At 33.5% G+C, this 22,734-nt stretch carries 27 protein-coding genes; 20 read left to right on the top strand and 7 right to left on the bottom strand.

Going from position 1 to position 22,734, the window contains the following annotated elements:
* A partial coding sequence (locus tag BM211_RS27550; protein WP_371261878.1) for a CotG/ExsB N-terminal domain-containing protein occupies positions 1-165 on the bottom strand: 165 nt, incomplete at its 3' end.
* A 437-nt stretch (positions 166-602) separates the two neighbouring features.
* Between BM211_RS27550 and BM211_RS13420 the strand changes: the two genes are divergently transcribed.
* The 7 genes from BM211_RS13420 to BM211_RS13390 all read left to right on the top strand — a co-directional run bounded on the left by BM211_RS13420 (position 603) and on the right by BM211_RS13390 (position 7,875).
* Positions 603-1,676, top strand: coding sequence for a CotH kinase family protein (locus tag BM211_RS13420; RefSeq protein ID WP_035438147.1), 1,074 nt, complete (start codon positions 603-605; stop codon positions 1,674-1,676).
* 81 nt (positions 1,677-1,757) lie between these two features.
* A complete protein-coding gene (locus BM211_RS13415; RefSeq protein WP_090997939.1) occupies positions 1,758-2,375 on the top strand; it encodes an NUDIX hydrolase in 618 nt (205 codons plus the stop codon).
* Between the two features lie 232 nt (positions 2,376-2,607).
* Positions 2,608-3,210 (top strand): undecaprenyl phosphate transporter UptA, encoded by a 603-nt coding sequence (locus BM211_RS13410; RefSeq protein ID WP_035438143.1) that lies wholly within the window; start codon positions 2,608-2,610, stop codon positions 3,208-3,210.
* A gap of 163 nt (positions 3,211-3,373) precedes the next feature.
* Positions 3,374-4,753, top strand: coding sequence for a putative polysaccharide biosynthesis protein (locus BM211_RS13405; RefSeq protein WP_035438141.1), 1,380 nt, complete (start codon positions 3,374-3,376; stop codon positions 4,751-4,753).
* 187 nt (positions 4,754-4,940) lie between these two features.
* Positions 4,941-5,882: a magnesium transporter CorA family protein gene (locus BM211_RS13400; RefSeq protein WP_035438139.1), complete on the top strand. Its 942-nt coding sequence runs from the start codon at positions 4,941-4,943 to the stop codon at positions 5,880-5,882.
* A gap of 211 nt (positions 5,883-6,093) precedes the next feature.
* On the top strand, positions 6,094-6,990 hold the full coding sequence (locus BM211_RS13395; RefSeq protein WP_035438137.1) for a permease: 897 nt from the start codon (positions 6,094-6,096) through the stop codon (positions 6,988-6,990).
* Between the two features lie 3 nt (positions 6,991-6,993).
* Positions 6,994-7,875 carry a TIGR03943 family putative permease subunit gene (locus tag BM211_RS13390; protein WP_035438135.1) on the top strand — a complete coding sequence of 294 codons (882 nt, stop codon included), beginning with the start codon at positions 6,994-6,996 and terminating at the stop codon, positions 7,873-7,875.
* A gap of 256 nt (positions 7,876-8,131) precedes the next feature.
* Here the strand turns inward: BM211_RS13390 and BM211_RS13385 are convergent, their stop codons facing one another.
* Complete coding sequence (locus BM211_RS13385) at positions 8,132-8,221, bottom strand: YjcZ family sporulation protein (protein WP_081905000.1); 90 nt, start codon at positions 8,219-8,221, stop codon at positions 8,132-8,134.
* Between the two features lie 371 nt (positions 8,222-8,592).
* On the opposite strand from BM211_RS13385, the gene BM211_RS13380 reads away from it, so the two are divergent.
* The 3 genes from BM211_RS13380 (at position 8,593) to BM211_RS13370 (ending at position 10,368) form a co-directional block, all read left to right on the top strand.
* On the top strand, positions 8,593-9,051 hold the full coding sequence (locus BM211_RS13380) for a spore coat protein (protein WP_035438133.1): 459 nt from the start codon (positions 8,593-8,595) through the stop codon (positions 9,049-9,051).
* 396 nt (positions 9,052-9,447) lie between these two features.
* Positions 9,448-9,642 carry a hypothetical protein gene (locus BM211_RS13375; RefSeq protein ID WP_035438131.1) on the top strand — a complete coding sequence of 65 codons (195 nt, stop codon included), beginning with the start codon at positions 9,448-9,450 and terminating at the stop codon, positions 9,640-9,642.
* Between the two features lie 105 nt (positions 9,643-9,747).
* Positions 9,748-10,368 (top strand): NAD(P)-dependent oxidoreductase, encoded by a 621-nt coding sequence (locus tag BM211_RS13370; protein WP_035438129.1) that lies wholly within the window; start codon positions 9,748-9,750, stop codon positions 10,366-10,368.
* A 25-nt stretch (positions 10,369-10,393) separates the two neighbouring features.
* Here the strand turns inward: BM211_RS13370 and BM211_RS13365 are convergent, their stop codons facing one another.
* From BM211_RS13365 to BM211_RS13355, 3 genes are all read right to left on the bottom strand, one after another.
* Entirely contained in the window at positions 10,394-10,876 is a 483-nt protein-coding gene (locus tag BM211_RS13365; RefSeq protein ID WP_090997935.1) for a DUF456 domain-containing protein, read from the bottom strand.
* Positions 10,873-12,186: a hemolysin family protein gene (locus BM211_RS13360; RefSeq protein WP_035438124.1), complete on the bottom strand. Its 1,314-nt coding sequence runs from the start codon at positions 12,184-12,186 to the stop codon at positions 10,873-10,875. Before BM211_RS13360 ends, BM211_RS13365 begins: the two co-directional genes overlap by 4 nt.
* A gap of 253 nt (positions 12,187-12,439) precedes the next feature.
* Positions 12,440-13,318, bottom strand: coding sequence for a hypothetical protein (locus BM211_RS13355; RefSeq protein ID WP_035438121.1), 879 nt, complete (start codon positions 13,316-13,318; stop codon positions 12,440-12,442).
* Positions 13,319-13,583: 265 nt separating this feature from the next.
* On the opposite strand from BM211_RS13355, the gene cbpA reads away from it, so the two are divergent.
* From cbpA to BM211_RS13315, 9 genes are all read left to right on the top strand, one after another.
* Positions 13,584-14,231, top strand: a complete 648-nt coding sequence (gene cbpA / locus BM211_RS13350; protein WP_035438119.1) for a cyclic di-AMP binding protein CbpA — start codon at positions 13,584-13,586, stop codon at positions 14,229-14,231.
* Positions 14,232-14,731: 500 nt separating this feature from the next.
* The gene (gene csaA, locus BM211_RS13345) at positions 14,732-15,061 is read left to right on the top strand and encodes a chaperone CsaA (protein ID WP_035438117.1); all 330 of its coding nucleotides are present in this window, start codon (positions 14,732-14,734) and stop codon (positions 15,059-15,061) included.
* An 18-nt stretch (positions 15,062-15,079) separates the two neighbouring features.
* Positions 15,080-15,589 (top strand): DUF1572 family protein, encoded by a 510-nt coding sequence (locus BM211_RS13340; RefSeq protein ID WP_090997932.1) that lies wholly within the window; start codon positions 15,080-15,082, stop codon positions 15,587-15,589.
* Between the two features lie 167 nt (positions 15,590-15,756).
* A complete protein-coding gene (spoIIP, locus tag BM211_RS13335) occupies positions 15,757-16,911 on the top strand; it encodes a stage II sporulation protein P (protein ID WP_090997928.1) in 1,155 nt (384 codons plus the stop codon).
* The gene (locus tag BM211_RS27130; RefSeq protein WP_256217104.1) at positions 16,904-17,038 is read left to right on the top strand and encodes a hypothetical protein; all 135 of its coding nucleotides are present in this window, start codon (positions 16,904-16,906) and stop codon (positions 17,036-17,038) included. The genes spoIIP and BM211_RS27130 overlap by 8 nt, the downstream gene beginning before the upstream one ends.
* 202 nt (positions 17,039-17,240) lie before the next feature.
* Positions 17,241-17,975, top strand: coding sequence for a M15 family metallopeptidase (locus BM211_RS13330; protein ID WP_035438110.1), 735 nt, complete (start codon positions 17,241-17,243; stop codon positions 17,973-17,975).
* 403 nt (positions 17,976-18,378) lie between these two features.
* On the top strand, positions 18,379-18,585 hold the full coding sequence (locus BM211_RS13325) for a hypothetical protein (protein WP_035438106.1): 207 nt from the start codon (positions 18,379-18,381) through the stop codon (positions 18,583-18,585).
* A gap of 268 nt (positions 18,586-18,853) precedes the next feature.
* Positions 18,854-19,285, top strand: coding sequence for an NfeD family protein (locus BM211_RS13320; RefSeq protein WP_035438104.1), 432 nt, complete (start codon positions 18,854-18,856; stop codon positions 19,283-19,285).
* Positions 19,285-20,244 (top strand): SPFH domain-containing protein, encoded by a 960-nt coding sequence (locus BM211_RS13315; protein WP_035438102.1) that lies wholly within the window; start codon positions 19,285-19,287, stop codon positions 20,242-20,244. The genes BM211_RS13320 and BM211_RS13315 overlap by 1 nt, the downstream gene beginning before the upstream one ends.
* 95 nt (positions 20,245-20,339) lie before the next feature.
* Here BM211_RS13315 and BM211_RS13310 read toward each other — a convergent pair whose 3' ends face one another.
* Positions 20,340-20,801 carry a DinB family protein gene (locus BM211_RS13310; protein ID WP_035438100.1) on the bottom strand — a complete coding sequence of 154 codons (462 nt, stop codon included), beginning with the start codon at positions 20,799-20,801 and terminating at the stop codon, positions 20,340-20,342.
* Between the two features lie 167 nt (positions 20,802-20,968).
* Here BM211_RS13310 and alr point away from each other — a divergent pair, with 167 nt between their 5' ends.
* The gene (gene alr / locus BM211_RS13305; protein ID WP_090997925.1) at positions 20,969-22,144 is read left to right on the top strand and encodes an alanine racemase; all 1,176 of its coding nucleotides are present in this window, start codon (positions 20,969-20,971) and stop codon (positions 22,142-22,144) included.
* A gap of 117 nt (positions 22,145-22,261) precedes the next feature.
* Here the strand turns inward: alr and BM211_RS13300 are convergent, their stop codons facing one another.
* Positions 22,262-22,678: a GNAT family N-acetyltransferase gene (locus tag BM211_RS13300; protein ID WP_090997921.1), complete on the bottom strand. Its 417-nt coding sequence runs from the start codon at positions 22,676-22,678 to the stop codon at positions 22,262-22,264.
* Positions 22,679-22,734 lie beyond the last annotated feature (56 nt).

The following is a 22,734-nucleotide window of genomic DNA, read 5'->3' as shown; positions in this document are numbered from 1 at the left end:
AGAACGGCAAGAACGAGAACGTTTAGAACGGCAAGAACGAGAACGATCAGAACGGCAAGAACGAGAACGTTTACGGTTGGATTTAGGCTCTTGGTTTAGAAAGGTTTCCATTCCTGTCGCTTTTATCTCTTCCACTGCTTTTTGAATGTCGTCTTTTGAATACATTTATGAAAAGCCTCCTTAATAAAAAATGAGATTTTATTTATTTTTGAATTTTGAATAATGAACTTTCTATAAATAGGGTATGTCGACTAGATAAATTGTGTTTGTTCTTTTTGAAAAATGGTGTTATACCCTAAAGAAAACAGACTGTGATAGGTAGCCAACTATTTATGAATTAGTATATTGATCTTTTTGACCTGCAGGAGTGATACGAGGTTTTAGAAGATTTACAGATTTTTGAATATCACAGTTTATAAAGAATACCTCCTTATTTTAGTAATTTGAAAAAGAAATTCTTTTCGTACTATTACATAATGAAGAATTTATTTTTTGCATCGGAGAAGCATATATGGCTGATAAAAATGAAATTATGGCGGATGTGACAATCGGAAAAAAAAAGCATACATTGATTGTAGATGAAAGAGAGGGGAAGGGAGAAAATGATACCTTCTTATGATTTTTTTATTCATCCAATGTATATTGTCGAGTTACGAAAAGATGTTTGGTCTGATGATCCTGTTCCAGCTAAGTTAACATATAATAAAAGAAAGTATGATGTTGATATCGTATATCGCGGCTCTCATATTCGAAAATTGAAGAAAAAATCATATCATGTGAAGTTCTATAAACCAAAATTTTTTCAAGGTGTGAAAGAGCTGCATTTTAATTCGGAGTTTAACGATTCTTCTTTAATACGGAATAAGTTATCACTAGATTTTTTTTCAGACATTGGTACGTTATCGCCAAAGGCGCAACATGTTCTTGTGAAGGTTAATAATCGATTTGAAGGAGTTTATTTACAGTTAGAATCGGTAGATGAAGATTTTTTGCGAAAACGAAAATTACCAAATGGTTCGATTTACTATGCAGTCGATGATGATGCGAATTTTTCATTAGTGAGTGAGTTAGATAAAGATATAAAAGCGAAATTGTCCTTAGGGTATGAGGTGAAGTATGGAAATGAACATAGTGAAGAACACATTAGCGAATTTATCTATCAACTGAATACGATTTCCAGAGCAGCTTATGAAAAAGAAATTGTAAAATATGTGGATGTTGATAAATATTTAAGATGGTTAGCGGGTGTTGTATGCACACAAAACTTCGATGGATTTGTGCACAATTATGCGCTCTATCATAATGAAGACACAAAGTTGTTTGAAATGATTCCATGGGATTATGATGCAACGTGGGGACGAGATGTACAAGGCCGAAAGATGGATCATGATTATGTTCGTATTCAAGGGTTTAATACGTTAAGTGCTAGATTACTTGATGTTGATGTATTTAGAAAGCAATATAGAAAAATTTTGGAAGATATACTCTCTCATCAATTTACAGTAGAATATATAAAACCGAAAGTAGAAGGAATGTACGAAGAACTTCGTCCACATATTTTGCAAGATCCGTATGTGAAATCGAAAATAGATGTGTTTGATAGTGAGGCAAGTTTGATTTTTCAATATATAGAAAAGCGTCATGAATTTATACGAGAACATTTAGATGAATTATGAAGGCGAAAAAAAAAGAGATTGAACGATCAATCTCTTTTTTGTTATATAATAAGAATAATCTAAATTGAAGAAGGTGAAATGATGGAAATAAAATGGATCGAATGGGTCAAACAAATACAGGCAATCGCGCAGGCGGGATTAGCATATTCAAAAGATGTATATGATATAGAACGTTTTCAAGAGCTTCGAAAATTATCGATTGAAATGATGTCACATTATACAAAAACGGATTGGGAAGTAGTCGAGAGTTTATTTGCAAGTGAAACGGGTTATCAAACTCCAAAAGTAGATATACGAGCAGTCGTGTTTCAAGAAGGAAAGTTACTTTTTGTAAAAGAAAAAAGTGATAGGAAATGGGCACTTCCAGGTGGGTGGGCTGATATTGGATATACACCTACGGAAGTTGCGCAAAAAGAAGTTTTTGAAGAAGCAGGTTACAAAGTAGACAATTTTCGTTTGTTATCTATTTTTGATAAACAGAAACATCAACCATCACCTTCTGCAATTGATGTATATAAAATATTTATTAGTTGTGAAATAGTAGGTGGTGAAAGACAAATCGGTATTGAAACAGAAGATGTTCGTTTTTTTGGAGAAGAAGAATTGCCAGAACTCTCAATAGGAAGAAACACAGAATGGCAAATCCGACAAATGTTTTCTTATATGAAAGATCCGAATAAAGAAAGATTGGTTGATTAAAATATTTCTTTGTGAAGAATTAGTAAATTTTTGATAACTTGCTTGTCTTTTGGAATGATTTCTAGTAATCTATATTCCATCGTGCACTTTTTCCTTTTGAAATAGAAAAGGTAAGTATGTTTTTTTATTATTGCATAATTTTATACTATACAGTAGTAGCATATTGGCAAGGGTAGATTTTTATGAAATAATAAGAAAGTGTGTGTGCGTAGAAAAAAGGAGATAATGAAGAATGTTAGCAAATTTGGTTGAACAGTTACTACAATTTTTTATAAGTTTAGGCTATTCCGGGATTGCGTTAGGGCTGATGATCGAAATTATTCCGAGTGAAATTGTATTATCTTATGCGGGTTATTTAGTTGCTAAGGGAGAAATTAATTTCGTTGGGGCAGTAATTGCCGGGACGATTGGTGGAACGTTAGCACAAATTTTCTTGTATTGGCTTGGATATTACGGCGGACGTCCATTTGTTGAAAAATATGGTAAATATATATTGATTAATAAGAAACATTTAGATGTAGCAGAAGAGTGGTTTAATCGATATGGTGCAGGCGTAATTTTCTCTGCGCGCTTTATCCCATTTGTACGTCATGCAATATCGATTCCAGCAGGACTAGCTAAAATGTCATTGCAACGATTTACAGTATATACAGTACTCGCGATTATTCCGTGGTCTATCCTGTTTATTTATTTAGGTGAAAAACTTGGTGGGAATTGGCGTCATATTAAAGAATATGCTGCTGATTACACGCATTATTTCATCGCAGGGGCGATTCTTTTTATTGCTGTATACATAGGTATGAAATTATTGAAAAAAAGAAAAACAGTTCGTTAAAGTCAATGAGTATTCATTGGCTTTTTTCTTTGTTTGTCTCGCTATTTGCGGGAAGTAAGATGCAAACTTAAGGTTCTGAGTGATTAAAGTTTTATCTTATATCAGTTCTAAAAGAAGCAAGTTGTCCATATTGTGTAGTAAAACAGTATAGCGGAGGAGTTTCATGAAAGGATCACCGTTTTTACGCGGAACATTCTTTTTAACAATGGCAACTATGATTTCGAAAATGTTAGGTTTTATATATGTTATTCCTTTTACAGCGATGGTTGGAACGGGAGGATATGTATTATATACATATGCTTACCGTCCTTATACAATTATGCTTAGTATCGCAACGATGGGACTTCCTTTAGCTGTCTCTAAAATGGTATCTAAATATAATGAATTAGACGATTATTATACGGTGAAACGAGTATTAAAAAGCGGGCTTATTTTTATGGGAGGTATGGGAGTAATATCGTTTTTATTGTTATATTGTTTAGCTCCCTATCTAGCAAAGGGTGTTATAGATAGCGGAGATCAAACAGGTAATAGTGTAACAGCTGTTACATATAATATTCAAATTGTAAGCTTTGCTTTACTAATTGTTCCTTCTATGAGCTTATTACGTGGATTTTTTCAAGGGTTTCAATCGATGGGGCCATCTGCTTTAAGTGTAGTAGTGGAACAGTTTTTTCGAATGTTAACAATCTTAATTGGAAGTTTTGCAGTGCTTCATATAAACAAAGGATCAACAGCGGTGGCGGTTGGAGTTGCTACGTTTGGTGCTTTTGTAGGAGCTGTAGCAGGACTTGGAATATTAATTACATATTACTTAAAGAGAAGACGGCATTTAAAGAAAAAAGAAAATATGAGTGTTCCGCAAACAACAAAATCATTTTTCGCACTGTATAAAGAATTATTTGCATATTCTATTCCATTTGTTGTTATTGGTCTTGCAATTCCCTTGTATCAAACAATTGATACATTTACAATTAATAAGTTATTAATGCAAATGGGATATTTACAGCGAGAAGCGGAAAAAATAAATGCTGTGATTGGGCTCGTACAAATGGTAGTGTTAATTCCAGTTTCGGTTGCTACAGCTTTTAGTATGTCACTCGTTCCTGAGATGACGAAGGCGTATATAGCTAAAAATGACCAGTTATTATATAAACATTTTACAAGAACAAACTTGCTCGTAGTATTTCTAACGATTCCAGCATCGTTAGGAATGATGGTTTTAGCTGAACCAGTATATACATTACTATTTGGGACAGGAAATGATCCTGCGCTAGGAAGTGTGATTTTACGCTATTACGCACCGGCTTGTATATTATTTTCGTTATTTTCTGTAACAGCAGCTATGCTACAAGGGATTAATCAACAGGGAAAAACAGTAATTGGTTTACTTATAGGAATCGGGATCAAAATTGTATTAAACATTGTGTTACTTCCACAGTTTGACTATATCAGTTTTATTATTGCGACGTATGCTGGTTATACTGTTTCTGTTTCGTTTAACTTGTGGATACTTTCTAAATATGTTATAAAGACAACATAATGTCTATAAAAGACAGAGAATGCTCTGTCTTTTTCTATTTGAATAATTTGTGAAGAAAAGCGTTTTCAAAACAATTTTCTATTGAAATCTCTTCATTTGTTTCATATGCTGAAAATGGCGGTTTAAAATAGACTGTTATTTCAAAGTGAGGTTGGTTCCTACATGTAAAAAGAATCGGGGTGATAGTATGTTAAATATTTATTTAACAGACCGAAACGGAAAACTACAAGAGATCGAGGAGATACAAAAGGGCTGCTGGATTAATGTACTCCATCCAACGGAAGAAGAAATTCAATTTTTAGTTCAAACATTAAATGTTGAACTGGACTTCATTAAAGACCCCTTGGATGATGAAGAACGTTCGCGTATTGAAAAAGAAGATGATAATGCTTTAATTATCGTCGATATTCCAACAGTTAGACATGACGAAGAAGGAAATTCAATGTATGATACGATTCCGATTGGTATGATTGTCATGCCGGAATGTTTTGTTACAATTTGTTTGGAAGAAAATCCGATTTTTGAACGTTTTATTAATCAACGTATTAAAGAATTTTATACTTTTAAAAAGACACGTTTTGCACTGCAGCTCTTATACACGATTTCTACTTATTATTTACGTTATTTAAAACAGATTAATCGGAAAACAACCGATTTAGAGCATGAGCTCAATAAATCGATGAAAAATAAAGAGATTTTTACGTTATTAGGGCTTGAAAAAAGCTTAGTGTACTTTACGACATCTTTAAAGGCAAATAAGATTGTGATTCAAAAATTAATGCGCAATAATACATTTTTAAAAATGTATGAAGATGATCAAGATTTACTTGAAGATGTATTAATTGAAAATAAGCAGGCAATTGAAATGGCCGAAATATATAGCCATATTTTAAGTGGTATGATGAATACATTCAGTTCTGTCATTTCCAATAATTTAAACAGTGTTATGAAGTTTTTAACTTCTATGACAATCATATTATCAGTACCAACAATGGTTTCTAGTTTTTTTGGAATGAATGTTCCAGTTCCTTTAAGCGAAAATCCTCATGGGTTTTTAATGGCCATGATTATATCGGCGGTATTATCTTGCTTAATGGCCTTTGTTTTTTGGAAGAAACGTTATTTTTAATATGAAATTCAGCTGTTTTGGAACACTTCCAAAACAGCTTTTTTACTATAAAGTATTGATAAATTAGCTTTTTTGTTCACAGCTATTCATGAATTGATGGAATGAAATATGTATAATATTCCATTTAGGTTAATTTTTATAACTACTTGTTCAATCTACAGATTACAGTTACAATTACATATTGTTAATGAAAAGATGGGGGATATGCATCATGGAAATGTTTCATTTACCAAAAGCGTTCCTGCAAATGAATACGATTTTTATTTCAATATTAATTGAAGCACTGCCATTTGTATTAATAGGTGTATTTATTTCAGGATTCATTCAAATGTTTGTGACAGAAGATATGGTAGCAAGGTGGATGCCAAAGAATCGTTTTCTGTCTGTCTTATTAGCAGTTTTTCTAGGGATGATGTTCCCTGGGTGTGAGTGTGGAATTGTTCCGATCGTTCGGCGCCTTATTGGGAAAGGAGTACCACCATACGCAGGGATTGCCTTTATGTTGACTGGACCCATTATTAATCCTGTCGTTTTATTTGCGACATATGTAGCGTTTGGGAGTAGTATGCATATGGTTTGGTATCGCGCTATTGTTGCTATTATTGTGGCTATTATTGTCGGACTTGTCTTATCGTTTATGTTTAAAGACCATCAACTACGGAATACTAATTTTCCGGTGGTAAATCATAATCGACCATTCCGTGAAAAATTTTGGGACGTATGTACACATGCTGTCGAAGAGTTTTTCTCAATGGGAAAATTTTTAATTATTGGTGCGCTTATTGCAGCAAGTGTACAAACTTTTGTGAAGACCTCTACACTCCTTACAATTGGACAAGGGCCGTATTCTTCACCACTTGTTATGATGGGACTGGCGTTTATTTTGTCGTTATGTTCAGAAGCTGATGCGTTTATTGCATCTTCATTCCAAAGCACATTTTCAACAGCGTCTCTCGTTGCGTTTCTTGTGTACGGACCGATGGTAGATATTAAAAATATGTTTATGATGCTTGCAACTTTTAAAACACGTTTTGTTATTATTGTTGTTGTTTTAATTACAGTTGTTGTTTATGCAAGCTCACTACTCATTTATGCGATGGGGTGGTAATTAATGTTTCGCGCTTATATTTTACTTGGATTTACAATTTTATTAGCACAACTTCATATTTCAGGAGATATTACAAAATATATCAATATGAAATATGCGTATTTATCAAAAACAGCAGCGATTATTTTAGGATTTTTAACTGTAATCCAAATGATTATTGTATTTCAAAAAGAGCATGGTAAACATAATCAAGATCATAACCATGATCATGAATGTGGATGTAATGAAAGTCACTGTGGTCATGATCATTCAAAAGACGAAAATACATGGTGGAAACGTACAATTGCATACACACTATTTTGTTTTCCGATCATTTCGGGACTCTTTTTTCCGATTGCAACGTTAGATTCTGACATTGTAAAAGCAAAAGGGTTTCATTTCCCTGTTGCGCAACCAGAAAGTAAAGATCCGTTTATGAATCGACAGTTTTTAAGACCAGATACAAGTATTTATTATGCAAAAGAAGGATATCGAGAAGTGATGGAAAAAGAGAAAAAGCAATTTGTAGCAAAAGATAAAATTGCTTTAGAAGATACAAACTTTTTGAAAGGAATGGAAGTTATTTATAACTATCCTGGTGAATTTACAGGTAAAACAATTTCTTTTAAAGGTTTTGTCTTTCGTGATGATTCTGCTAAAAAAGAACAATATTTTTTATTTCGCTTTGGAATTATTCACTGTGTTGCTGATTCGGGTGTATATGGCATGCTGGTCAAGAAACCTGAAGATGCCCAGTGGAAAAATGATGAATGGATTCAAGTCGAAGGAACAATTTCAACAGAGTTTTATCAACCGTTTCATGCAAATATCCCTGTATTAGAAGTTACAAAATGGAACACAGTAGAATCTCCAAAAGAACAATATGTATATCGAGGAGCCGATTGATAAAGTCGGCTTTTTTTAATGTAAAGCAGATAAGGGAGAATATATCCATTTTAATTTTTAGATATAGAAGTCATTTCTATGCAGTATACAACATGACCGCTTCTATGCGTGACCAGATCCTCTCGTCCTCCTTAAAAAGAAAGTTTTTTTGCTTTAATTGTTAACTTGTATATACAGAAAAAGAACATCTAAACATTAGATGTTCTTTTTCATAGTTTTTTTGTCTACATAAGTGTTGTATGGAGCATTTAGCTAATTAGCAAAAACATGCAGCACCAACAATAATTAAGAGGATAAATAATACAACAACTAACGCAAACCCGCCGCCGTGATGTCCAAAGCCCATTGTTTTTTCCTCCTTTAGTTATAAAGTACATAATACAATATGCACTTTTATAATGCTTTGACTGGGATATATGCCATATAAAGACGTTTTTTTTTGTATAAGGAAAGAGGAAGATGGAAATATATAAGAATAGTGATTTAACAATGTTGTCTCGTTATTAAAGTATGTCGTATAAATTACGGGGGTTCTAGAGCTAAAGTATATTAACATTTAGATGGTTTTTTCATGGAACAACTACTTTAATTGATGATGGATTTTTAGCAGACCAGACAATTTTTGAAAACATAAGTATAGGAGAGTTTTGTAAGATTCACAAAAGTTCTGTCGTTCTATTTCGAGCATACATATCAATAGAGAGGAGGAAATATTGAATGGAGCATATTGAGAAACTCATGGATTATAGTTATGAAGTCATATGTGTGATTGGTGAATATATGAATGAAGTACGAGATCATGAATTAAAGGAATTGCTACAAAAACATTTACCATACTTATTGCAGGCATACAATGAACAAATTAACTTTCAAGAATGTGAAAATGTACAGCATATCATTTACCAATATCCACTTTTATCCTCAATGGAAATGATTCATACGACCTACAACGGACAAAAAAGTGATATAGAAATTGCTATTTCGTATATTTCATATTTAAAACGGTTAGCACTTGAATATGCACAAGTAGCAATACAAGTAGCAAATCCAGAATTTCGCTCTTTTTTAGAAAGTTGTTTCTTGAAAATGAACCGAAATGCTTACAGTGTATGGCAATATGTAGTGAAAAAAGAATATAGCATACAAGAAATGATAGATGAAGAGAAATATGGGTGAAAAAGACAGTGATATCGCTGTCTTTTTTAATTAATCTGTTAAAATTTTCCATATTTTCAAAAGACAAAACCTGATTAGTATCACAATCCTATGAATTAAAATGTTATATAAGTCTGTTTTTATGTTTCGACATATAAATCGCTGCTTTGCAATATACACCATGACCTGCACAAAACCTCGCATGTGGCAAGAAAAGACCTTGACCGCTCCTCTGCATGGCCAGATACTCACGTCCTCCCATAAAAAAGGGGTTTTATGTCGTTTTTTAACCTATATATAGTCAAACCTTAGAAAATTAACAATGATTTACTATTTCTTTACTAATCTATAATATTTCCTTTAAAAAAGAGAAGTAATATGAGTATGTACATATTCTATCAAAAGGAGGAAAAGCAAATGAATAAATGGGTTAAATCGTTAACAGCCGTTGCACTTGCTAGCTCTTTATTTGTGGTAGGTTGTAGTAAGAATGAGGAAAAGAAAGATGAGACGACGCAACAAGAAGGTAAGACAACTGAAAAAGAAACGAGTGGAGAAGTAAAAGATAAAAACTCGAAAGATAGTTCTTCAAGCTCCACTGAAAAGAAATAAATGTTATATGATGATAGAAGCTTTCTCGATCAATGAGAAAGCTTTTTTGTTGTGTATTTTTGTTTCTTCAGAAATAATAGAGAGAGCGAAAGGGTGTGAGTTAGTATGAATATATGTTTATTTGGGGCAACAGGTCGAGTTGGAGTCGGAATTTTAAAATTTGCATTACAGGATAATCATAAGGTGACAGCGCTTGTGAGAAATAAAGAGAAGCTACAAATACAACATGAGAATTTTCGTGTAATAGAAGGAAATGTATGGAATGAAGAAGATGTGAAAGAGTGTGTAAAGGGAGCAGATGTTGTAATTAGTGCACTTGGTACCGATGGAAACGGCACGTTATCAAAAAGTTTGCCGCATATTATAGACGCTATGAACGAGGAAGGGATTATAAGAATTATAACAATTGGAACGGCTGGGATTTTGCAGGCACGTGTGAATCCGCAATTATATCGCTTTCAATCCAGTGAATCACGTCGAAAGACAACGGCTGCAGCGGAAGACCATGTAGCGGCCTATTTAGCTTTAGCGAATAGCAAATTACAATGGACGATTGTCTGCCCAACACACTTAATAGATGGAGAAGAAACAACTATTTATCGTACTGAAGAGGATATGTTACCGCTAGATGGTATGAAGATCACAGTTGGAGATACAGCCCATTTTGTTTATCAATTACTTTATCATGATATTCATTATAAAAAACGAGTTGGCATTGCCTATTAAAAAGCCATCCTTATGATAAGGATGGCTAAAAAAGAATATAACATACAAATATAATAATCATAATGGTTTGTAAAATCGCTTTAGCTATCGTGCTGCTTAAAAATCCGATGACAGTTGCAACCCCGACCATAAAGGCTTCATTCACAGCCTTTTTATGCATTAATTCTGTTGCGAAAACGGAAAGGAATGGGATAATAATCAGCCCAAATGGCGGAAAAAAGAATGATCCAACAATTATCGAAACTATACCGACACGTTCGCTCCATTTTGTACTTCCATACTTTTTTAAGAAATAGCTATTCGTAATAAAATCAGCTATGAAAATAATAATTGTAAATATAATTTGAACAATCCAAAATGACTTTGTTAATTGTAAGTCGTTCATACCGAATTGATAAATGAAAAATCCCGCCCATAAAGCGAGTATACCTGGAATGATTGGGTAGATGAACGCGATAAATGATATGATAAAACAAGCGATAATACATATTGTTAATAAGAAATTCACGGCGTAACTCCTTTTTGTATATCCATTTTACTAACCGCAATTTTTTTTACTTGATGTCCATCTATTGCTAATGCTTTAAATTGATAATTTTCATATTGAATCATATGACCAGGGTCAATATTTATGTCAATGGTTTGTGATAAAAACCATCCTCCAATTGTATCTAAATCACTATCATCAATATGAAGGCCAAACATATCATTTACATCAGAAATGAGTACTTTTCCATCAAGTACCGTTAATGTCGGATTACGTTTTTCAATCATTGGTGTTTCATCAGTGTCAAATTCGTCTTGTATTTCTCCAATAATTTCTTCGATAATATCTTCCATTGTAAGAAGGCCTGCAGTTCCACCGTACTCATCCATAATAATTGCTAGTTGAACGCGGTTTTTTTGTAGGTGAATGAGCGCCTTTTTTATTGGTACGGTTTCAAATACTGTTAAAACAGGATGTATGTATGATTGTAGCGGTTTGCAAATTCCTTTTGTTTGATCATGGAAGATTTCTTTAGTATTAATTATACCGACAACATCATCTTTATCTTTTCCGATAACTGGATAACGTGTGTATTTTTCAGTGGAGATAATCTCCATATTTTCTGCTAATGAATTTTCAGTTGATAAACAGATCATTTCAGTACGCGGAACCATAATCTCTTTTGCAACTCGATCATCGAATTCAAAAATATTGTTTACATATTTGTATTCCGATTGATTAATCTCTCCACTCTTATAGCTTTCACTTAAAATAAGACGTAACTCTTCTTCAGAGTGAGAAAGTTCATTTTCTTTTACTGGTTGTAATCCCAATAGTTTTGTGAAAAAGAGTGCTGTACTATTTAATAACCAGATAAAAGGATACATTATTTTATCGAATAGAATTAAAGGTCTTGCGAACTTCAATGTAATTTCTTCCGCTTTTTGAATAGCAAATGACTTTGGAACGAGCTCACCAAGTACAACATGAAAGAACGTAATCATGCTAAAGGCTATAACAAAGGATAACGTATGCGCCACCCTACCTGTTATATTTATTTTTTCAAAAAGCGGCTTTAATAAATGTTCCACGGTAGGTTCACCAAGCCAACCGAGACCTAATGAGGTAATCGTAATACCAAGCTGACAAGCAGATAAGTATACATCTAAATTTGAAATAACTTTTCTTGCTAGAATTGCTTGTTTGTTGCCTTCATTAGCAAGTTGGTCAATCCGACTTTTGCGTACTTTAACAACAGCAAACTCTGACGCAACGAAAAATCCAGAAATAAGAATGAGTAAAGCGATGAGGAAAAGTTTTAATATGTCCAAGGATATTCTTTATTCTAAAATTAGAATAAAGATGTCACCTCCTGAATAAAAGTATTACTTTAATAATATATGGAAAAGGAAAGAATAGTCAAAGAATGTAAAGAAAAAGTAATATTTTAGTAAAAAACAGTTATAAGGGGGAGCAAAGAGCTGATAAAAGGTTTGATTTATTGGTCCTTATTGCGATTTTAAAAAATGGAATCGCTAATAAGGACCTCAATCGGATAACTAATGAATCGTTTGAAGAAAAGTTTCACTTTATTGTTGTGCGAGATAGGCTATGAATGTGCTCGGTATAACGATTTCTTTTCCATAATATTTGCAAAAGGGAAAGCAGCATGTATGGGATATAAAGTAATAAAAGGCCTATTGTAACAAGTATAGGGGAAGTAACGCAGTATTGTACAATAAATTGAAATAATCCATTTACATGAAAAATACATTCCATATATGTAAAGGAAATTAATATGGATCCAATGATAGATTTATGACTGGCAAGTAGAGAAACAAACAGTGTATTACTAAGAAAAGCTGAATCATGTATATGTGTTGTTTTTTGGGCTGTATGTAAGAAAGGAATCCATTTTTTAATGGCTTGGATAATAATGACCATGGACGTACTCCAAATAATTAAAAGAGAAGAAAAGTATGGAAAGGGTATGTATGATGTTAGGAATAGATAGAGAATAATGACACTACATTGAAGTGAAACAGTTCCAAATGAAAAGGGAACCCAACGTAATACTAAAAAATGTTTTCTATTTTTAGAAGATAATTTAGTGAAAAATTGACCAATTCCAAGACTGATGAAAAATCCAACAGTAAGTGAAAAGAAGAGTCGTATCATAGATAAAAAATATAATTTCCATATGTATGGGAACAATCCAGTTGAATGAAATGATTTTGTTATATTTTCTGGATAGTAAGAAAAGAAAAAGAATGGTTCATGAATCCAATCCGTTATTGGAATCGTGATGGAGCGAAAATGCATCAACTGATTAATCATTGTATGTAATGCTTCAGAGTAGGATTGTTCACTGTTTAGAAAAACGGAAGGAATTGGACTAATAAGAATAATAACTATAATCCCAAAAAGACAACGATATACATAAGAAATAATAGAAGTTGTCATACACACCACCTTACCTTATAATATTCTGAAAATTATTTCTATTATTGTAACGTTTTTTTTTCGAATATACAATCTCTTTTAGGTAGGAAAGAAAATTTTTATAGAATATTTTCCTTTGATATTTGTTGAAAAAACGAAAGGTATAAGAAGAATTTGTGACGAATAATAAACAGAATTCAGAAGAATTAAATAAATTCGTTTATTTTTTTCTAAAAATATTATATATTTATGTCACAGAAATTATTTTAACATAAGGGGGATTTTTATGAGAGTAAAGGGAAACTATGTTTTAAAAAAAGAGGTATTATTTTGTAAGGAAACATTCACGTTACAAGAAGCATTAGATCATTTGAATAAAACGGGATACCGATGTGTCCCGGTTCTAGATGAAAAAGAAGAAATGTTTTTGGGGAATATTTACAAAGTAGATGTTTTAGAATACAAAGGTTCTTTAGACAATAATGTCAAAGAATTATTGCGCAATAAAGATGGCTACGTAAAAGAAGACTCTTCATTCTTTAAAGTTTTCTTTACAATTAAGGAGTTACCATATATTTCTGTTGTGAATGATAATGGAATCTTTCTTGGAATTTTAACGCATAAAAAAGTGTTTGAGTTACTAGAAGATGCGTGGGGTCTTCATTCTAGTGTATATTCGGTTATGATCGGAACACAAGATTATAATGGTGCTATTCAAAAATTATCAACTGTATTGAAAAAGTATAACGGGATCCAAAGTTTAATGACATTTGATAACAAGGCACTATATGTACGTAGAATTATGTTTACATTAGGAGAAGAGTTTGCGGCAGAAGACTTACAAACACTTTTAACAGATTTAGAGGACCATGGATTCCGTGTTATACATGTAGAAGAAATGAAAGATTCACGTGAAGTGGAGATTGTAGAGTAAGAGGCAAATCCATCCCGAAAATAAGGGGTGGATTTTTATTTATACATAAGTTAATGAAATAGAAAAAATTCCTTTTCTTTTAGGGGAGAATATGAGCATCTAGTCATGCATATCAGCGGTCAGGACCTATTTCTGCCACATGAAAGGTTAAAACAAAGGGAGAAAGCAAGTAGCGGTAACTTTGTATTCTGCGTAGAAACGATTTATATGTCAAAAAATTAAAATGGATACATATAGTTCGAAAGTGTTACAGGAAGTATGAAAGAAAGATGTGTAAGCATTTTTTTGTAAAGGAAAATGAAAGAGATTGTCAAATATATAGATTGAATAAAGGCAAAAAAGTTCTTTCGGTATAGTTGGACACATAAAAACAGTTAGGGTCTTTTTCTACCGCACACAAAGGTTAAAATAAGTGCAGGTTAAGTTTTGTTCTACATAGCAGCGACTTAGTTGATAACTCAAAATGAATTTATATATGAATAGTAAGGAGAGAGATAGAAATGGCTACTTTTGAAGATTTTATGAAATTAGATATCCGTATTGGAACGATTCATCATGCAGAGATATTTCCAGAAGCCAGGGTGCCTGCAATTAAGCTGGAGATTGATTTTGGTGAACTTGGAATGAAACAATCAAGTGCACAAATTACGAAACGATATACAGTGGAAGAACTTATTGGAAAGCAAGTTGTTGCGGTTGTCAATTTTCCGCCTAAACGAGTGGCTGGATTTAAATCTGAAGTACTTGTCCTTGGCGGTGTTCCTGAAAAAGGAGATGTTATATTACTAGAACCGGGTATGGAAGTGCCGAATGGGACAGCGATTAGCTAAAATATAGGGGGACAAAAAATGGACATAGCAAAAGCTTATTTACAGTGTGCAGTAGAAAATTTTCAAGCTATTAAAAGGCAAGGGGATCGGGCGTTATCGCAGCTTACTTATGAAGAAATGTGCTGGATTCCTCATGAAGAAGCAAATAGTATTGCGATTCTTGTAAAACACTTATATGGGAATATGCGTTCAAGGTGGACAAGTTTTCTAACGACAGATGGCGAAAAGAAAGATCGGAATCGTGATAATGAATTTGAAGGTGGATACGCTTCAAAAGAAGAATTGTTATATTCTTGGGAAGAAGGCTGGTTATTTGTATTTCGGGCGTTGGAATCTATTACAGTTAATGATGTTCTAAAAACAGTTTATATACGCCGAGAGCCCCATACGGTGATGCAAGCGATTGAAAGACAAATTGCCCATTATGCTTCACATATCGGGCAAATGATTTATATTGGGAAACTATTGAAGGAAAAAGAATGGACGTGTTTAAGTATTCCTAGAGGGAAGTCTAATCAATTTATGTAAAAATAGTGTTGAATATATCGCAAGTAAAACAAAGATACACGACAACTCAATAGGAAACACTCCAATCATCAGCTTCAATTCTTTTCACCTCAGTAGCAATGTTGCCAAATTTCATTTGGTCTATTCTCTATAGCTTGTACATATGTTTAGAGAGAGAGGGTGATTTAATGAATCGAAGCTATTTTTATGTGAAACGGACAAGTCTTCCGAAATTTATTTTTCTACTTTTATTGGGCATTATGGCAGCTTTTTTATTTGTTAGTATGATCGTAACATCATTAAAAGAAACAAAGTCAACGTATTTATATAAATGGTTAAATGAACTGTCTATGAATGGCTATATGTATGTACTTGGCTCAGAAAATCGTTATTTTACACAAGAATATCGACATTTAAATACAGATTTTTCGATTTCTTCTTTTGTTTTATCTGCTGCGACAAATATTCGCCTTGATGATGTTCGTAGTTTAATTGGATTAGAGCTTCCTGGGTTTTCGAAATATGATACGGAAATTGTAATTGCTGGAGAAGGAACAAATTATACAAATTTACCTATTGAATCGAGTGTACCTTTAGAAGAGCTTGTAAAAGAACGGGCGGGGGAACAAGGGAAATCTAAAAATAACGAATCACATGAAGAAAAAAAGAAGCCAGCCCAAACGACAGGAAGTCGAAAAGTAGCGTTTATTTATCATACGCATAGTTGGGAGTCATATTTACCATTGTTAAATTTAACGAATAATCCAAACTCGAATAAAGCAACGAGTTCAGTAAAGAACATTTCTATATTCGGAGATAGATTTCGTGAAAAACTAGAAAATTATGGAATAGGTGCAACGAATGATCAAACAGATGTTGGTAACATGTTAGTGAGCCGAGGATTAAATGATCGCAGTTCTTATAAAATGTCTCGTGAAATTGTGCAAGAAGCAATGACAAGTAATAGAGAGCTGCAATACTTTTTTGATTTGCATAGAGATAGTGCGCGGAAAGAGGTCACAACGAAAACAATTGGTGATAAATCCTATGCGAAGTTAGCATTTGTTATTGGTAAGGGAAATAAAAATTATGCGAAAAACCTGCAATTGGCAACAGCGCTGCATGAATCATTAAAGGGAAAATATCCTGGATTAAGCCGAGGGGTTATTCAAAAAGATTTTAGTACTGGAAATGGTGTATACAATCAAGATTTATCCGGTCAAGCTATTCTTATTGAAGTAGGCGGTGTTGATAATACAGAAGAGGAAGTCGATCGTAGTATCGATGCACTTGCAGAAGCATTTAGTGAGTATTACTGGCAGGCTGAAAAGGTGAATGGCTAAGCGTAAGCAAACGTTGCTTACGCTGTTTGTTTTGTATCGAAATTTGTATCATTATCTTATGAAAATGGAAAAGGAATTTGGAAAAATAGTAGCGAATGTTCATGTATCAAGAAGTTTCTACGCATAATTATATTATGTAAAACTGTATGTCTGAATAAATGATAAGGAAAGAATTAGAATCGTTTTGATAATAGGGAGAGAAATGTTTAAATCGATGAGAGAACGGGAAAAATATATGGTATATGATTAGTTTTAAAATTAACTATTACGGTTAAAGCGAAAGTTGATAAGTTTTGTTTGGAAAAATTATTAGAATAAAAGGATGTTATATGAAGAAAAAATGGATGTTGTTTGGTATAGTGATTGCCATTTGCGTAATTACAGTGCTTCATTATATAGAAAATAATGAAAAGCAAGCGATAGAAGCACAAGGAAACGTTATTTTTCCAAAGGTACAAGAAACAATTGCAAAAATAGAAGGTGGGCTTGCAGTTGTTAACAATCCAGATTCAACGCTTGTTCTTGTAAATAAGAAAAGGCGCTTACCTGATTTGTATGAGCCGCAAGATTTAGTGATACCCCAAGTCCGTTTTCTATATGAAGGCAATAATGAAAAAAAGAAAATGCGTAAAGAAGCAGCTCTATCATTGGAGCGTATGTTTCAACAAGCGAGGCGTGAAAATATTATTTTATTTGCTGTTTCAGCATTTCGTTCATTTGAAAGACAAAAAGCATTAAATACGATGTATAAAAAACAAGATGGAGAAGCAAAAACAGCGATGTCTAGTGCAATTCCAGGAACAAGTGAACATCAAACTGGATTAGCTGTTGATATTACATCACAATCGGCAAAGTTTCAATTAGATTCTTCCTTTGGAAAAACGAAAGAAGGAAAGTGGCTAGCTGAAAATGCCCATAAGTTTGGGTTTATTATCCGTTATGAAAAAGAAAAAGAAGATATAACAGGGTATATGTATGAACCATGGCATGTTCGCTATGTTGGAAATCCATATGCTGCCTATTTGTATGAAAATCAGCTTACTTTAGAAGAAGCTATAAAGTGAATCATCCATTAGTGGGTCACTAATAGATGGTTCTTATCAATTGGGGTCTTACCGCCCATTAATGTGAGAGAGTAAAGGGAAATGACGATGCTATAAAAGAAAAAGTTTATGAGTAAACAAGAAAGCGATGTTTTGAAAAAAGTCGCGAATCTTTACCCCTTTGGCTATTTTTGTCTAAAGGGGTGTTTTTTTGACTAAAGGAAATAGAACATCTGAATAAAAGGTGGATTAAGGAATCATTGAGTGACATAGAATTGTTCCGCCATATGTCCAATAATGAATATAGCCCATAGATAAACTGGTTCGTATATTAGGCTAAAAAAGGTTTTCATTAATTAATTTTTTTGTCACAATTGAACCCCTCTATCCGTCTTGATTAATGAAAAGAATAGGAGGGATTTAAATGAATAAATTTGATGTCGCCATTATTGGTGGACCAGGAATTGTTGTTATGATTAACGGTTACCTGGCCTACGTATTTTCATTTGAGTTTAAAGAAGGGAAAATCAATTCCATTTACATGGTGGCGAATCCTGATAAGCTTAGCCGTTTAAATGAAAATATTCAAAGGGATATCCAAAACATCAATAAAAAAATGATATTGGATTAACCTTGTATCTATCCCCTTCTTTTATTCTTATATAATGTGTAACATTATAATGAGAAATTTTCTTTTTTAGAGAAGATTTTGATTTTTTGTCACTTTTTGAGAGGAATTATTATATTTTTCGAGAGGATTTATCATGTATAATAAAGAATATATTAATATATAATTTTAATATATTTTTTACCTATTAATGAATGTTGCGTATGCAACGTGATAAAGTTCTCTTTCCCTCATATACATATTAAAAATAGAATGGAAGCGAGGGTTGCACATGACAGGGTGGGTGATTTGGTTTGTTATTGCCGGTCTTTTATTTATTGCAGAAATGCTGACTGTAACGTTCTACTTATTATGGCTTGGAATAGGTGCCGTGGTCGGAGGTCTAATCGGACTATTTATACCCAACTCTTTGCTACTTCAAGTTGTAATAGCATCTGTTGTCAGTCTTAGTTTGACATTTTTCACAAAACGAATTTCTAAAAATTTTCGAGAAGCGAAAGGTTATACTGATGCAGTGGATCAGCTTGTTGGAAAAAAAGGTATTATTTTGCAAGCGATTACAAATGAAGCGAATGGCATTGTAAAAATAGAGGGAGATATGTGGACTGCTGTATCAGACGAACCAATTTTGGATGGGGAAAGCGTTATTGTTGTAAAGAGAAGCAGCACAGTAGTGCACGTGAAAAGGGAGTGTGAATTATAATGGTTGGTTTAACTTTATCAATTATTCTAGCATTAATTGTTATTGTATTTATCGCATTATCAATTAAAATTATTCCGCAGCAAAGAGTAGGTGTTGTAGAGCGTTTAGGTAAATTTCATCGTGTTATGCATCCAGGTTTAAACATAATTATCCCAGTTATCGATCGTGTACGCCTTTATCATGATTTGCGTATACAACAAACAAATGTCCCACCGCAAAAAGTAATTACGAAAGATAACGTACAAGTTGAGATTGATACAATTATTTTCTATCAAGTTATAGACCCAGAGCTAGCGACATATGGTATTTCCAATTATGAATTTGGGGTTCGTAATATTACATCTGCAACAATGCGACAAATTATCGGGAAAATGGAGCTCGATGAAACATTATCTGGACGTGAAAAAATTTCAACAGAAATCCGTTTGGCACTTGATGAAGCAACAGAAAAATGGGGTGTTCGTATTGAACGCGTTGAAGTTGTAGATATTAACCCTCCAAAAGATATACAAGCAGCAATGGAAAAACAAATGAAAGCAGAACGGAATAAACGTGCTATTATTCTTGAAGCTGAGGCAGCAAAACAAGATAAAGTTCTTCGAGCCGAAGGGGAGAAACAAAGTAAAATTTTAATGGCTGAAGGGGATAAAGAAGCGCGTATTCGCGAGGCAGAAGGTTTACGAGAAGCGAAAGAATTAGAAGCACAAGGGGAAGCGAGAGCGATTGAAGAAATTGCAAAAGCAGAACAAATCCGGATTCAAATGTTGCGTCAGTCAGGACTTGATGAGCGAGTACTTGCATACCAGTCATTTGAATCTCTAACGGAGATTGCAAAGGGACCTGCAAATAAAGTATTCCTTCCGTCAAATGCTGTTGAAACATTAGGAAGCTTAGGAGCAATTGGAGAGTTGTTTAAAGAGAAAAAGCTGCCTTCTATAGATACGACAAAAGAACAATAGAAACGAAGAAGAGAAATGGTTGCCATTTCTCTTCTGTTTTTGGAGTCGATGACGTGAGTAATACTTTAAAAGAAGTGAAAAGATCCTCAAATTTCTTATTCGAACAAAGAAATTTGAGGATCTTTTACATATTCAGCTAATAAGGTATGTAATTGACTGCGATGATGATAAAAATGAGCAACAATTTCAAGTAACCACTCAAATCGAGAGTAGGAAGTGCCCCAGTAAGAATGGGTGACTTCTTCAAGTTCTGTTAATGAATAGGCCTGAAATGTTTTAGAAAGAAGCTGGAAACCTTCTTTCATTGTCTGTTGCACCTCTTCAAGCGTATGCGGTGTATGTTGTAAGTAAAATGCATCTAACTCTTCCTTTGATGCTTCGGTTAAAATAAATAAATCAGCATGACAAATAAGGGATAGATGCGTACAAATTTCAAAGAGCGAGCGTTTATTATCGAGCGGTCGTTGTTGTAATTCAGCATAAGTAACCTGTTCTAACATCTGTATTGTAGAATCAATCGCAATTTCTAATTGGTGCAGTGCAGCTTGAATAAACATTGTATTTCTCCTCGCATATGTTTATAATAAGGATTTAAAGAAATTATATCATACTTAAGATTCTGAAGATTCTAGTAGTTTGACTGGGAAAATGAAAAGTATTATAGTGTTAAAGGTCCTATTGAACGATAAATAGAATGGAATTATTGAGTTAGGAGTTAAAATAAATGATTTCAAGATACGGAAGAAATACAATTGTTGAAGTTAATTTAGAGGCAGTAAAACATAATGTGAGAGAATTTAAAAAACGTGTAAACGATGAAAATATTGCAATGATGGCAGCTGTAAAAGCAAATGGTTATGGACATGGAGCGGTAGAAGTTGCGAAGGCTGCAATTGAAGTTGGAGTAAGTCATCTGGCGGTTGCTTTTGTGGATGAAGGAATTGAACTTCGTGAAGCAGGTGTAACAGCACCGATTTTAATATTAGGGTATACACCGGAGGATGCTGTAGAAGAAGCAATTGAATACGATCTTATGATGACTGTATACAGAATTGAAGATTTAAAATATATTGATCGTATAGCAGAGCGTCTACAAAAGAGGGTACGTATCCAAATTAAAATTGATACAGGTATGAGCCGGATTGGTTTACAAGAAGAAGAAGTGGTACCGTTTCTTCAAGAATTGAAAAAGATGCAACATGTAGAAGTAGAAGGGATGTTTACTCATTATTCTACAGCTGATGAAGTAGATAAAACATATACGTTGATGCAAAAAAATTCATTTGAGAAATCTGTCAATATTGCAAAAGATATGGGAATTCATTTGCCGCTTATTCATAGCTCGAATAGTGCGGGAACAATGGAACTAAATAATGAATTTCAAAATATGGTTCGCGTTGGGATTGGGATATACGGAATGTATCCATCGAAAGAAGTGAATCATAAGACAGTATCACTTCAGCCGGTTTTAACATTAAAGTCAAAAGTAGCTCATGTGAAACGAGCGAAACAAGGAAAAGGGGTAAGCTACGGCAATACGTATGTTGCGACAGGGGAAGAGTGGGTTGCTACGATTCCAATCGGATATGCAGATGGATTTAGTCGTCAATTGTCAAGTAAAGGGCATGCGCTAATCAATGGCGTGAGAGTACCGATTATTGGCCGTGTTTGTATGGATCAGCTTATGTTAGATGTAACGAAAGCAATGCCTGTAAATGTTGGCGATGAGGTTGTCTTTTATGGTAAGCAAGGTAATGAAGAGATTGCAGTAGAAGAAGTTGCTGATATGTTAGGGACAATTAACTATGAGGTAACGTGTATGTTAAATCGAAGAATTCCCCGTGTTTATAAAGAAAATGATAAAATTGTTGGTATTGTAAATCCATTAAGAAACAAATAATGCTTAAATAATTCATACCTTACTTTCCTCCTGTATAGGGGAAAAAAGAAAAGGATAGTTAATGCAGAATAGTCTCTGTGTTATCTATCCTTTTTGTATAGCTTAAAAATTTCTATTTTATATTCTCTTTTGTAAGTAATAATGAGTATGTCCTTTTGGAAAATCTTCTAAAACACCATATACTTCATAGCCATGCTTTTTATAAAATTCAGGTGCTTGGAAACTAAAAGTATCAAGTTTGATGAGCGTACATTCAGTTTCTTTCGCTATTCGTTCAGCTTCCAATAGAAGTTTACTGCCATAACCTTGGTGACGCAGGCTATCACCGACCCATAAAATATCAACGTGTAGGCATTGCCAAAAAATAATACCGATTAAACCAGCTCCGATTTCTCCATCATCATTTTTCACTGTTAAACAGACATCTTTTAGAGGTGATGGTTTACTTTCTGAAACTTGTGAGTTATTGAAGGAAATGAGTTGTTTTCTAATATAATCGCTGTCTTTTTTACTCCATTTGTTTTGAATTTGCATAGAATATTCTCCTTTTTTAGTGTATGAATTAGAAGAAAGATTGGTAATCCAACTAG

Source organism: Bacillus sp. 491mf (genome assembly GCF_900112415.1).
Lineage (GTDB): Bacteria > Bacillota > Bacilli > Bacillales > Bacillaceae_G > Bacillus_A.
Note: the sequence above shows the minus strand (reverse complement) of the source record. Positions and strands in the feature narration are given on the sequence as shown.